The organism is Methanobacterium petrolearium (assembly GCF_017873625.1).
Classification (GTDB): Archaea; Methanobacteriota; Methanobacteria; order Methanobacteriales; family Methanobacteriaceae; genus Methanobacterium; species Methanobacterium petrolearium.
In genome coordinates this window covers 349,706-363,267 of record NZ_JAGGKL010000001.1, presented here as the reverse complement: position 1 = coordinate 363,267, position 13,562 = coordinate 349,706, and the positions used below count along the sequence as shown (strand labels likewise).

Here is a 13,562-nt window from a genome sequence, read left to right as displayed (position 1 = left end):
AATCCTTCCGAAATTAGGTTCCAGGGGGATTTTTCCCTATTTTCCTTAAATAAGAGGATCAGGAATTTTTGCATCTTTTTTCTCTTTCAATCCCCCTATCTTTTCTATCCTCATTTTCAGAAACTTTTCACCATTTTTACTGGTGGCGTAAATAGGTATGGAAGCTCCCACTGAAAAAGTATCTCTTTCTTCTGCAATATTTCTTATATGAATAGAAGCACAGGCAGTTATCACATCAACATGGTCAAAAAGTATCTCTGCATCCTCTCGGGAAATGCCTGTGGTGTGAACTGTAAATATATAGATATTAACATCCTCATGCTGACTTTCTATCTCTTTAATCTTAACTGCATCAGCTGCCGAGGAAATAGTCACCCCGATTTTCTTGTAACCATTATTGATGGCCTTTATTACACCTTGAATTTGATCGATCTTTGCATTTTCTGGGTCAAGTACTGTGTCCTCACCCAAAGTATAAATTATTTCTTCTATGGGGTTGGTGCTGATAATTCCAGAAATTCTGCCGCCGATCCCCTGTACCCGTTCAGGATCTTCAACAATTACTGTGCCACATCCTTCACACACAATAACAGCACATTCAATGATTTTTTCATCTAATAATGTCCCTAAAGTTTCAGATATTCCGAATGATAAGAAATCACCCATTTCCATTTTTCTTTCTTTGGTGCACATGCCAAAGTCCTTAATACGAAACTCCATGTTCTCCTGAATGATCTGGGGGGTGAATTTTTCAATTCCCCTGTATTTTTGAAAGAGAGGACAAAAATCAATCAGTGGTTTTTCAACACTAACCACCTTACCCCCTTTAATAACCACTTTTGACTTCCCTAAAGCCTCCATCACATGTTCATCCAATTATATCACCCCTATGTATACAGAAAAACCATATAATTTTTAATTGATGTAGAGATTTAGAATTTTTAATTGATTTAAAAATTTAGTCCACTAATATAAAATAGAAAACAACCATACATAAATTAGTAGGCACCACCAAAACAAGCCATAGAAAACTTTAAATTATATAAGAATGAACAGCATATAAGCCATGCCGGGGTGGCTCAGCTGGTTAGAGCGCGCGGCTCATAGGGTATTAAGCAAGTGCTCTGACTTTTTCCTGGGATACCGCGAGGTCGCGGGTTCGAATCCCGCCCCCGGCACTTAAATTTTATTTGTTTAAACTTTTATCAAAATAAATCTCTATTTTTCACTGAATTTTCACTATAATCCATCTAATTTTACTATCCATTTAAAAACAAAAAAAATCCAAAAAAATAAACAATAAAATTAGTAAAAAAGGAGAAATAAGCAGAATTAAAAATTAGAAGATACAACTTGATTGGAGATTGGTTGAAATTAACATTAGAAAAAATTGTGGGATAAAAAATAAAACTCCAATATAAGTTTCAATATCACTTATTTCGCTGTTTATCCTCTGAACCTTCAACACAGTAAGAATTGTGTTTCATGTCAAAATTCTTGTGGGCTGGGCACTCCAAACAGTTGCATTCAACAATATTTACATTGCAACTACTTTTTCCCAGAATGCAGAACAAACCTTCTTTATCCTCACCCATACACTGGTTAAAGCTAGGACAACTTCGACATATGCATATTTTTTTCTTTTCCCTGTCGATTAGTGCATTATATTGTTCTTCCGGCATTTGTGACATTTTTTCCATTGCTTTGGTGAATTTGTCCATTCCAATCCCTCCCATCATGTATTCTGCTTTTTTAAATTATATTCCTATACTAAATCAATTGATTAGATTTTTGATTAAACTATGACCTATACATTATTTTATCACATTAAACATATTATGACTTCTTTTAATGTATGACTTCTTTCAATCACGTTAAATGTAATTACTGCTCTTGCAAATACAGACATGAATATACTTTTTTGTCAGGAAAATTGTATGATACGTTTTAATAAATTTTTTTCCCCGTAGATATATATCGTGTTTTGATATATTTAATTAAGATATGTCGTTATTGTATAAAATTTATGGTTTCTGATGAAAAAACATTAAAAATATTGAAAATTAAATCATAAACAAAGAAGCATACCTGTGCTCATAAAAAGCATATCTGTGCTCATAAAATTTAGTGAAAGGTTGTTCGGTGCTCCTATGCCAGGTGAAAACTACGATAAAACTTATTGGGAAATGGTCGACAGACAAAAGGGAATTCTTGATGAAAATCAACAAATAAAAGTTAAAAAATCCCAAATAACCGTCATTGGCTGTGGAGGAATCGGTGGTGCCGTGTTGGAGATGCTGGCCAGAATGGGATTTGGAAAGCTTCGTATAATTGATAAAGATATTTTCGAAATCTCTAACCTTAACCGACAGATCATGAGCAACATCGAAAGCATTGGAAAACCAAAAACCGAAGTTACAAAAAAAGAACTTCAATTAATTAACCCCTCCATTAAGATCGAAGCATTTAATGAAGAATTAAACAATGAAAATGTCCACAAAATATTAGAAGGTAGTGAAATAGTAATAGACGCACTTGACAACCTTTTAACCCGCATCATAGTTAGTCGATACGCCAAAAAGATGAATATTCCATTTATCCATGGTGCAATCCACGGCACAATGGGTCAGGTGACAGTGATCACCTCTGACACCCCATCTTATGAAGAAGTTTTTAAATTACCCTCACAAGGGGAAGATCTGACCGAAAAAATAGCCTCTAATATTATGAAACTTAACAATGAAGTTCCACCCGTAATCAGCCCTGTTCCTAATATTGTTGGTTGTCTCCAAGCTTTTGAGGCCGTGAAAATCATTACTGGAAAGGGACATCCAATAATGGCACCTCATGTCTTGATGTTTGACCTTGCAAAAGAAGAGGCATTTTCAGTGGTACGTTTTTAAATTCAAACTATTGATAACAACGCGAACCCATTAACGGATTAATAAACACGTTAATGGATTCCATATAAAAGGGGTTTATATGAATAAATCAAAAATTTCAGTTGTATTAGGATTATTCATTATAATTTTAATATTAATGACCAGTGGATGCACATTCAACCCGGGTAGTCTTATTAACCAGAAAAGTGTCAAAACTGATGACATCGTCCAGTTTACAGTTAACATAGATGAATCCAATAATAATAACTCCTATCATGTAACTGGACTGGTTGAAAACAAAGTAAGCCAAGAATATCGTTTTGTAAACTTAACTGTAATTGGATACAATAATAATAAAGAAATCGTAACTAAAACTATAATAATGTTGCCCCAAGTCCCTGCACATGATTATGCTACCTATGATGTCTGGTTAAATTCTTCTACTGGAGAAAAAATAATTTCTGTGAATATGAAATTCATAAATGGGACTAAAGTGTAATCACATGGATTGAAACTTGTTGATACTTTAAAGTTATTATTTCATTTAATTTTTCAAAGTTTAACCGTCTCCCCATTATTTTTGAACAATATCCTTATCCTCATCTTAATACCACAAACATTTATATACCAGTAAAAGGAAACATCCTTCCGGTGAAGATCACGGAGGTTACAAATTGCAAGACAAAATTGGAAAAGTGATTGAAAGTATTGAAAAATGCGGTACTAAATTCGTTAGGCTACAATTCGTGGACATAAATGGGACTCCAAAAAATATGGCCATCCCCCTAGTAAAACCAGATGACATAGAAGATATTATAAAAGACGGATTACTATTTGATGGTTCATCTGTTGAAGGATTTGTAAATATCAATGAGAGTGACCTGGTCATAAAACCAGACCCAGACACATTTTCTGCTCTTCCATGGAGACCCGAAGAACAGGGAGTCTGCAGGTTCATCTGTGACATCTACTGGCCCGATGGAAAACCTTTCGAAGGAGACCCACGATACATATTAAAGAAAACCCTGGCAAAAGCCGAAAAAATGGGTTACGAATATAATGTTGGCCCAGAACCAGAATTCTTCATAGTAGATGTTGATGAAGAAGGAAATGTTTACCCTCATGATGAAGGTATATACTTCGATGTAGAACCTGTAGATCAGGGAACTGACATGAGAAGGGAATTGGTCCTGGGACTGGAAGAATTAAACTTCGATGTGGAAGTAAGCCACCACGAAGTAGGACCTGGACAGCATGAAATTGACTTCAAATTCGACCATGCTCTCAAAACTGCAGATGCAGTAATCACATTTAAACAGGCCATCAAAGCCATAGCAGACAAACTTGGCTCCATGGTCACCTTCATGCCTAAACCATTCTTCGGAGTGAATGGTAGTGGAATGCACTGCCACCAGAGCCTATTTAAAGATGGTAAGAATGTGTTCTTTGACCCTGACACCGAAAACCAGTTGTCAGAAGAAGCTTTATACTTCACTGGAGGATTACTCAAACACTCAAAAGCATTAGCTTCCATTGTGGCTCCTTCAGTTAACTCCTACAAACGACTGGTACCAGGATATGAAGCTCCAGTGTACATTGCCTACGGACTCAAAAACAGATCCACCCTGGTCAGAATCCCAGCATCCCGTGGAAACGGTACTCGTGTGGAATTCAGATGCCCAGACCCATCCTGTAACCCCTACCTGGCATTCGCTGCTATGTTAGAAGCAGGTATGGATGGTATCGAAAACAAGATCCACCCTGGAGAACCAACTGAAATCGATGTATTCCAATTAACACCAGAAGAAATGGCACCATTAGGTATAGACACCCTACCATCCAGCCTATGGGAAGCATACCACGCTCTGGAAAAGGATGATGTGGTTAAAGCATCCCTGGGAGACCATGTCTACACCCAGTATATGGATTTAAAAAGGAAAGAATGGGACGACTACCGGATACAAGTATTCCCCTACGAACTGGACAAATACCTCCAGATCTAAACCCCCTTTTCTTTTTTTCTTTATTTTTATATAATCATTTGGATCCTATTACACCTTTTTCATTCCCATTTTAGCCCCAAATTATTTGAAATCAATCTCAAGTTAACTAGAACCAAAATTTTTATACACCAATCATATAATAGGATTAAAATAACTCAAATTCATAAAGGAAACAGATAATACTATAAATATAACACCACTTAAAAATTAGAACCAATGACTGAATATTAATAATTGGGTGAATAAATGCCACAGGAAACTGATCGTAAAATGATGGAGATCCTGAGGATCCTGGCAGACAGAAGCAAAGTCTTAGGTGCAAAAACCATAGCTGAAGAGCTTCGCAAGAAAGGATATGACCTTGGTGAAAGAGCAGTCCGATACCATATGCGTATTCTGGACGAAAAAGGATTTACAGAACGAATAGGATACTCTGGAAGGCGAATAACGCAGGAAGGCGTTAAAGAACTTGGAAAAGGCCTTATTTATGATCAAGTTGATTTCATTTTCTCAAAATTTGAAGACATGATGTACCATACCACCCTCAATCCCAAAACCGGATTAGGAAAGGTAATTGTCAACACATCCACCTTTGATTATGATGAAAAATTAATGAAAATCATTGAAACCAGTTTTAACCATGGAATAGCAGTTAGCCCTTTCATAAAAACCACCGATCCATCTTCATCTGAGAAATATGAAAACCAGATGGAAATGGAAACTATTTGCGGAACCACCATAGATGGGATGTTGCTCAAAGCAGGCATTCCAGTTGTCCCCAGATATGGAGGGCTGGTGGAAATAAAAAATAACGTTCCAAAAAGTTTCACCGAGCTTATTGCCTATAAAAAGACTTCCATGACCCCACTGGAGGCATTCACAGATCAAGAGATGACATCTGTTTTAGGAGTGATAAAGGAAGGTAACGGAAATATTCCTGCTAATTTCCGCCTAATCCCCGCCAATGCCAGAGAAGAATCCATTAAATTATTCGATGACCTCCAAAAAATAGGAGTCTCCGGACTTTTAAAAATTGGTAAACCAGGCGAACCAGTTCTGGGAATTCCAGTAGATACAGATATGGTTGGTATTGCAGTCATAGGCGGCATATCACCATTATGCGCTGCTAAAGAGGCAGGTTATGAGGTTAACATTAGGATGGCTGAGAGCACAGTTGAATTTTCTGAAATGAAATCTGCAGCCACCCCAACTAATCTCTTAAAAAATACAGGGCCAGAAAAAGGTAAAAAAGTCAAATTTTTACTTTCAAAAGCATGGAACCTTATCCATAAGGTTGATTTCGATCCAGAAGGGCATGAAGGGAACGTGATCGTGAATGTGTCTTACCTAAATAAGGAAGACTTTGAAGAAAGTCTGAATATCTTCGATGAAGTTATGAACTCACGTCCCGAGTACTGTACCAGCAGATATTTCCAGATCATTCCTGGAACTGAAGGAAAGAAAGGATTAGCCACAGTTTGCAGCCTAACCATTGATGGAATACTCACCAAACAGGGCATAGCATCGACTCCCCAATACGGAGGAATCCTGGAAACAGAAGGCAAATCTCCCCGATTCATTGAACTAACTGCTTATAATGGTTCATCCCTTGACCCACATGAAATTTATTTATCCAAAGGACTAACATCTGTAGGTGAATCTCTAAAAAATGGTGGAAGAATTCTGGCCAGTATTAAGGAAATCCCCTATGTGGCCCGTCCTGAAGCATTGGATATCTTAGAAGAAGTGAAAGAAGCAGGTTTTTCAATATTAAAAATTGGTAAACCCAGCGAATTAATCTACAATGCCAAAGTAGAACGTTATCACGCAGGAATAGTTGCCCCGGGTGGTTTAAATCCAATAGCAGCAATTAAAGAGGCAGGAATAAACGTGCAAACCAAAGCAGTAGAAACTCTAATGGATATATCCCAGATGGAAGAGTTTTAATAAATCAAAATTTCTTTTTTTTGAATAACTTATTTTTTCTAGTAAGCACCTACTCTTCACTACTAAAATATGATTTGATACCATAATACAAAAAGATGGAATGATCAAATTTAGCAAATCAAAAAATTGCAGATTAATTTAATCAACAAACCGTTTATCTGATTTTTTTTCTTTCGCTTCGTGTTTTTTATCATCAAACCATCCAATGCGCACTTCTTCATCCATACAAGCGTTGAAATGAGGAATGTATGGCTTTATATCTAGGAGAGGCGTTCCATCAAGGATGTCCACGTTAGATATGTGAATAGTATTTCCTTCTACTTTATCTAATTTAACTACTGAAAGTCCAATGGGATTTGGACGTTTAGGTGCTCTTGTAGCAAATATTCCTCTTTTCACAGTGTCCAGAAAAGGTTTTACTATAAGAGAATGTCCATTACATAAGTGCAAATGATAGATTAATATAATATGCGAAAATCCATCTAAATCCTTTAAACCTTTTTCATATTCTTTATTAATTTCTATTTTTCCTTTAACTCCCTCTGCACCAACAGGTTGTATTGGCATTCCATGGAGGTCTTCGTAAGGCGAGTGTATTGTGCCTATGGGCTTGTATTTTATTGAATTCATTATTACACCGTATAATAATCTGCGAAATGTATATCTTTGCTTAAAAAATTATTTTAATTATATAATATATAAAATATGCACACTAAGACAGATGAATGAAGGAGATGATGTGTGATGAAAATAAGTGCCAGGAACACATTAAAGGGAAAAGTAGAAGCTGTTGACACTGGAATGATAATGGCTAAAGTTAAAGTAAAAATTGAGGCCCCCGATGTTATTACTGCCATAATAACCAAGGAAGCAGCCGAAGATTTGGACATTAAAGAAGGAGACACAATTACTGTAATTGTAAAATCCACTGAAGTAATGGTTGGAAAAGAATAAAACCTCAACAATTCTTTTTTTATTTTTTAAAATAACTTAATTTGATTAGTTACTAAATTTACTATCATCTTAATAGATTATCATTTGAATTTTTATTTTGCATTTCCAACGAAAAGTTATATACACTTTTATTTTTGGATTTTAAATAATATTTTTCCATGGACAGATATGAACACAATTCGATATGTTTATATATCCATATCGCATATTTAGATCATCAACTCAATTTATGACGGTGAGAATCATGCCAGTAGTTATAGACTCAGAAAAATGTGGAAAAATCGCAAACTGCCCAGGAGAAGGTTTATGCATCAAACTCTGTGAACAGGGAGCATTAGTAGAGGAAGATGGAGAATTGGTTTTATATCCGGATAAATGTGATGACTGCGACTTATGCATCACTAATTGTCCGAATCAAGCCATATCAAAAGCTTAAATTTTGGAATTCTTGAATTGTGTGTTGGATGGTTTCTAAAAATTAGATAGGGAATGGTATTATGAGCACGGTAGAAAGAGATGGGAATGAAAAACGTTCCCTGGATTACATCCGCGATAAATGCGTTGGCTGTGGAATATGTACAGAAATATGCCCCACAGAATCCTTGAAATTGGGCCCAGTACTGCCAATAGCCAGGGGCCTTGTAGATATGGATTATCTTAACGTCAATGGTAAAAACTGTGTTTTATGCGGTTTATGCGCCTCAAGCTGTCCTTTCGGAGCACTTGAATTTAAAATAAACGATGAAAACATCATAAACCTTGATGCATATCCCAACTGGAGCCATAACGCATCAATTGATGATGAAGAGTGCTTATACTGTAAAGCATGTGAAACTGCATGTCCACAGGATGCCATAACTATCAAAAGAGAACTTCCTGACCGTTCTAAACTAGTGACTGGTGAAATAAATATAGACAAGGATAAATGTATCTACTGCGGAATATGTGAAGAATTGTGTCCACCACATGCCATAAACATGACTGTCAAAGACCAGATGGAACGTGAAATTAAATTAGATGAAAATAAATGTGTTTACTGCCTGGTATGTAAACGTGCCTGTCCTGTTGATGCCATAAAAGCCGTTTGTACTTCCTGTTCATACGGTGACTATCGGCTGAACCCTGAAGACGCTGAAATTAAAGGAAGGTCTATCTTGCAGGAAGATCTGTGTGTGAATTGCGGTTGGTGCCAGGAGATCTGTCCGGTGGATGCAGCGAAAGTCACCAAACCATTCGAAGGTGAAGTTATAATGGACACCACTGAATGTAAGGGTGAATCCTGTCATGCTTGTATGGATGTCTGCCCCTGCAATGCAGCAAGCCTGGTTGATGGCAAATCCGTGATAGAAGAGAAATTCTGCATTCTTTGCGGTGCCTGCAGTAATGTCTGCCCCCAGAACTGTATCACCATTAAACGAGAAAAAATGAACCTGGAAAATGTCAAATCCAAATCCTGGCAAAATAAGTTAGGCGGATTGATTGAAGGGAAATAACTACTATCTTTTCTTTCTTTCAATATTCCTCTTTTTTTGTACTCCTCTTTAATTTATCAATTCTTCCTAAGATAAGTAAATTTTAAGTGGAGTTAATTATTTAAAAATTATTCCCAAAATGTAAAATCTTTCATTTCATTTTTAATTGAAATAATATATTTCTATCTAATTTTAAGCAATTTAAAATAGTTTTCAAATATCGACATGTTTATATATACATATTGATAATAATCTGTATTGTCATGAATTTTATCATGATAATAAAAATTAAAAGGAGGTGAAAATGTGCGAAAACATGTTATACTACTTGCAGTTGCGTTTTTGGTCGCTGTAACCATTATGGGATCAGCTTCAGCTATTGACACAACTAGTGATTCGTATCTGTCCGGTCAGGAGGTTACAGAATCTGCAATGACCGATTCAAACCTAGATTTAGATCAGTCTGACTCTAATTTAGTTATTACCACTGCTGGAAGTGCTACCTTAAATGGTGAAAGTACTGAAGATGGTGCACAGGCTGTGGTTGACACTACAAGTTCTCTTGCATCTGATCAGGCCATCACCCACGGTAGTGGAAATTTGTTGAGTATAAATGAACCCAACGGAGATTTGACATATACTTTTGTGTCACTGGCAACCAACGGGGCATTAAGAGCCAAAACATACACTGTAGCTGGAACTGGTTCATCATATACCATTTCTAATGGCGATAGTGTTTACATAGGTTCAGATATGACCCAAGATCAGTGGAATTATGCTTTATCGCAGTTAGGTGCCAATGCATATAACATTATTGGCATAGCAAACCTTTGGGCAAACGGAGCTCCTGCAGATCTTATGGCAGAGACTTTCACGACCGAAGGAATAAATTCAGGTACCATTGCTAACTACGCCATGACCCATAGCTTTGCACTTACTTATCCCACTGGATCAAACTATGTGATAACCAATGCCGGGGGCCTAGATGACGATGCATTGATGTATGGAACATTTGGATTCAACGAAATTCTCTTCTCTACTAGCAGTGGAACACCTGGTGAAACAGCGTTCATAAACTACAACACGGATAACGATGGAAACCGGTACGGTGTCCTGGCTTTAATGATGGTAAACGATCTGACCAGCCAGTTTGAAGCCGCAACCAGTACATCTGTAGTGGCTGGTACTTTAAGTGAAATCCAGTACAATCTGTATATCTTAAACCTGTTAAAAACCAACCCTGCAGCATTGTTCACAGTGGAAACTCTAAAAACTGTAAATGAGGCCGACATTGGATATCTATGGTATGACGAGGCCCTGGGATATGGTCACGGAATCGACCATGATTACATTGCAGGTTTAAGTGATGCGAGTACTACCTGGAATACTGATGTTATACCAGTAACCGATTATGCCGGCATGTTCGCTTTAGGTCAGCAGGCATTTAATTCCGCATATACTAGTGGATTATTTACTGCCGATGATTTGGCTGCAGGTAACGTGGCTGTGGTCCTAGCTCCATACTATGTCAACCTACTGAACACTTACTCTCTGGTTGGATTCATAGACGGTATAGTAAGTGCCGGTCGGGAAGCTTTAAGTGCAGCAGGCATCACCAACGTTGTTGGTTTTACAATAGACAACATACTGCAGATTAGAAACCCGTGGACCTGGAGCTCCAACATAATGGCACTCTTTGTAAAAGTAGATCCTGCCTCCAGAGAGACGTATGCAGTGAACAGAGACATAGACAGTTTGATCATTAACGGAGTGCGGACCAACACTGTCTATAATGCTTCAACAAATGGTTATTACTTAACCACCAGCGCTATAAGAGATATTAGTCCTTCTCAAATATCTACAGGGGGTTTCTTAGGAGGAAGCTTTGTAATACCTGCAGTTGCCGGTATACAGTATGCATGGGCGGCAAATGCCCCTTACAGTTACATTAGAACCATTGGACGTGTGGGATGTATCTGTTCCACCAAAGAGTATGATCTTTCCAGTTACTTACAGGGGCAGTACCCTCTTGGTGCAAACGAACTCTACACCATTTTAGCGCTCACCGCAGCAAGTGAAACCAATCGTCAGATATCTGGTAGAACCGCAGGTTGGGGTGTTTCCCCATCACAGGGCACCTACTATGCTATGCAGAGCAGTGACTCAACCTATCCCATCATCCTTATCATATGGAATGATGCAACCAACACAGGTAAAGCAATGCTCATCCAGTACGATGAAACTGGCATAAATGCTGCAATGAAAGCTGAAGGATATACTTCTGATACTTCGAATGTATATGCACAGGAAGCAGGTCTTTTCTGGCATTTAGATCAGGTTTGGAATAATGGTCCCGATGCAGGGCTTCTGGCTTCAGCTATAACCGTAGCTAAAACCATTAACATAGATCAGACTTTCCTGAATGATCTTACTGCAGCTGGTGGCGACCCTATTCAGAAAATGTTAACCTATGTAGAGCCTGTAACACCTGTTACACCCGGTACCACAACTCAGGGAACTACTACTCAGGGAACTGCTGGAACTGGATTTGCTGCCATAAGTAGTGCTTTAGGTAATGCGTGGAATGGTTTAACCACTGCCGTAGGTACTGTAAGTACTTCAACTGCAACTAATGAAATAGCCCCAGGGTTACCATTAGAACAGGGCAGTTCTGCATTAACTGGAACTTCCAGTAATTCCGGTTTACCTATCAGTGCTATTTTGGGAGTTATATTCCTGATAATAGCTGCAATACTTGTTTACCTGGGAAGAACCACTATTGTTGCCACTCTAAAAGGATACGGAAGGCCAGGAAAATAATTTTTTTCCCTTTTTTTCTTTTTTTAGATGAAAAAATCTTAATTAAATGCATTTCATGAACAAAAACCCAAATATTTTACATTCATTCAGATCATCACTGAATTAAAATTTTAGGAGGAATAAAATGAATAATTTTGATGTTTTACTGGAAAAAGGCAGAAATTTCCATGGTGAAGTTTGCCCAGGTATTGTTATAGGAACCAGAATTGCCATGGCAGGTATGAAAGAGCTGGGCATGAACCCCGGCGAGAGAAATCGTGATTTGATGGTCTATGTTGAAATAGATCGTTGCATGGCAGATGCAGTTCAAGCTGTTACCGGCATCACCATGGGACATAGAACCCTAAAATACAAGGATTATGGTAAATTTGCCGCTACTTTCCTGGATCTATCAACTGGAAAGGCAGTGAGAGTTTCTGCCGCAGAAAATAAGCGTGAACCACCGAAACCTGGTGAAAAAAATGATAACAACCGGCCAGATATGAAAAAAATGGTAGAAGCCCTTTCCAAAGTTCCAGAAGAAGAACTTCTACTTATCGAGGAAGTTAAAGTCGATATAGGTGAGCATGATATTCCTGGATTCCCTAAATTCAAAACACATTGTGAAGAGTGTGGTGACCGAGTTCTAGACCGACGTGAAGTAATTGTTGATGGACGAACATTATGTAAAGCCTGTGCAGAAGGTTCTTATTATCAGAAAATATAGAGTGAGCAAATGAAACTAGTGAACGACTTAATGGAAGCAGCAAGTGAAAATAACTCCCCTGTAAAGGATGTCAGAGTTGGAGTATCTTGGACTGGGGTTCATGGTAAGTATGGTGGAGTTTCCAAAACATACGGTATCCCTGTGGCCCACGGTAATTACACCAGAGATATGGGCAATTTAACCAATAAAACTACCATGGAACTGGCAGAGTATGTTAAATCTTGGAATCTGGTGGAAGCCAGTATCGGTGTGGCTGCCCTGAATTCCATGATGAAACCCCGTGGAAAGAAGAACATCAACGCCCAGGATCTGATCATAGAGGAAAGTCAAAATAAAAAAGTCATCATGGTAGGTAAGTTCCCCAAGATCGATGAAATAAGATCTGTAGCTAAAGAGTTTTGGGTCTTGGAAGCAGATCCAACCCTTACTAACTCCAAAGAAGGAATCATCACTGAAGCAGCTGCAGAATATGTCTTCCCAGAAAGTGATATCATTGTTATAACCGGTTCCACCCTGATAAATAAAGGATTGGAGCGTTATTTAAACTTAGCCAAACATGAAGATGCTTATACCATCATCATGGGCCCCAGTACTACTATGTGTGATGTACTTTTCGATTATGGTGCTGATATGCTGGCAGGAGTTGAATTACTGGATCCTGAAGCCATTCTACGTAAGATCAGCCAGAGTGGTGGTATGATCAACACCAGAGTCTGCAGAGGCGAAATAGGGTTCAGAGTAATGGAAAGTTAGTAAAGACTCCAATCAGGTTGTTAAA

General features: G+C 37.9%; 13 protein-coding genes and 1 tRNA gene. 11 read left to right on the top strand and 3 right to left on the bottom strand.

Features of this window, described 5'->3' with window-relative positions; all coding sequences use genetic code 11:
* Window positions 1-45: 45 nt before the first annotated feature.
* On the bottom strand, window positions 46-876 hold the full coding sequence (locus J2743_RS01715) for a methanogenesis marker 8 protein (RefSeq protein WP_209624741.1): 831 nt from the start codon (window positions 874-876) through the stop codon (window positions 46-48).
* Window positions 877-1,068: 192 nt separating this feature from the next.
* Between J2743_RS01715 and J2743_RS01710 the strand changes: the two genes are divergently transcribed.
* Window positions 1,069-1,178, top strand: a tRNA-Met gene (locus J2743_RS01710).
* A gap of 252 nt (window positions 1,179-1,430) precedes the next feature.
* On the opposite strand, the gene J2743_RS01705 is transcribed toward J2743_RS01710, so the two are convergent.
* Window positions 1,431-1,721, bottom strand: coding sequence for a DUF2769 domain-containing protein (locus J2743_RS01705; protein ID WP_209624739.1), 291 nt, complete (start codon window positions 1,719-1,721; stop codon window positions 1,431-1,433).
* A 429-nt stretch (window positions 1,722-2,150) separates the two neighbouring features.
* On the opposite strand from J2743_RS01705, the gene J2743_RS01700 reads away from it, so the two are divergent.
* The 4 genes from J2743_RS01700 (at window position 2,151) to J2743_RS01685 (ending at window position 6,832) form a co-directional block, all read left to right on the top strand.
* Window positions 2,151-2,903, top strand: coding sequence for a HesA/MoeB/ThiF family protein (locus J2743_RS01700; protein WP_209624737.1), 753 nt, complete (start codon window positions 2,151-2,153; stop codon window positions 2,901-2,903).
* 79 nt (window positions 2,904-2,982) lie between these two features.
* Entirely contained in the window at window positions 2,983-3,381 is a 399-nt protein-coding gene (locus J2743_RS01695; RefSeq protein WP_245247907.1) for a hypothetical protein, read from the top strand.
* 175 nt (window positions 3,382-3,556) lie between these two features.
* Window positions 3,557-4,885: a type I glutamate--ammonia ligase gene (glnA, locus tag J2743_RS01690; protein ID WP_209624735.1), complete on the top strand. Its 1,329-nt coding sequence runs from the start codon at window positions 3,557-3,559 to the stop codon at window positions 4,883-4,885.
* Between the two features lie 246 nt (window positions 4,886-5,131).
* Window positions 5,132-6,832 (top strand): DUF128 domain-containing protein, encoded by a 1,701-nt coding sequence (locus J2743_RS01685; protein WP_209624733.1) that lies wholly within the window; start codon window positions 5,132-5,134, stop codon window positions 6,830-6,832.
* 138 nt (window positions 6,833-6,970) lie between these two features.
* On the opposite strand, the gene tsaA is transcribed toward J2743_RS01685, so the two are convergent.
* Window positions 6,971-7,462 carry a tRNA (N6-threonylcarbamoyladenosine(37)-N6)-methyltransferase TrmO gene (gene tsaA, locus J2743_RS01680; RefSeq protein WP_209624731.1) on the bottom strand — a complete coding sequence of 164 codons (492 nt, stop codon included), beginning with the start codon at window positions 7,460-7,462 and terminating at the stop codon, window positions 6,971-6,973.
* A 114-nt stretch (window positions 7,463-7,576) separates the two neighbouring features.
* Between tsaA and J2743_RS01675 the strand changes: the two genes are divergently transcribed.
* The 6 genes from J2743_RS01675 (at window position 7,577) to J2743_RS01650 (ending at window position 13,537) form a co-directional block, all read left to right on the top strand.
* Window positions 7,577-7,786 (top strand): TOBE domain-containing protein, encoded by a 210-nt coding sequence (locus J2743_RS01675; RefSeq protein ID WP_209624895.1) that lies wholly within the window; start codon window positions 7,577-7,579, stop codon window positions 7,784-7,786.
* Between the two features lie 244 nt (window positions 7,787-8,030).
* Complete coding sequence (locus J2743_RS01670; RefSeq protein WP_209624729.1) at window positions 8,031-8,222, top strand: 4Fe-4S binding protein; 192 nt, start codon at window positions 8,031-8,033, stop codon at window positions 8,220-8,222.
* A 61-nt stretch (window positions 8,223-8,283) separates the two neighbouring features.
* Window positions 8,284-9,279: a tungsten-dependent formylmethanofuran dehydrogenase subunit FwdF gene (fwdF, locus tag J2743_RS01665; RefSeq protein ID WP_209624727.1), complete on the top strand. Its 996-nt coding sequence runs from the start codon at window positions 8,284-8,286 to the stop codon at window positions 9,277-9,279.
* 285 nt (window positions 9,280-9,564) lie between these two features.
* A complete protein-coding gene (locus J2743_RS01660) occupies window positions 9,565-12,078 on the top strand; it encodes a hypothetical protein (RefSeq protein WP_209624725.1) in 2,514 nt (837 codons plus the stop codon).
* A 124-nt stretch (window positions 12,079-12,202) separates the two neighbouring features.
* Entirely contained in the window at window positions 12,203-12,784 is a 582-nt protein-coding gene (locus tag J2743_RS01655; RefSeq protein ID WP_209624723.1) for an FmdE family protein, read from the top strand.
* A gap of 9 nt (window positions 12,785-12,793) precedes the next feature.
* Window positions 12,794-13,537, top strand: a complete 744-nt coding sequence (locus J2743_RS01650; protein WP_209624721.1) for a Rossmann-like domain-containing protein — start codon at window positions 12,794-12,796, stop codon at window positions 13,535-13,537.
* Window positions 13,538-13,562 lie beyond the last annotated feature (25 nt).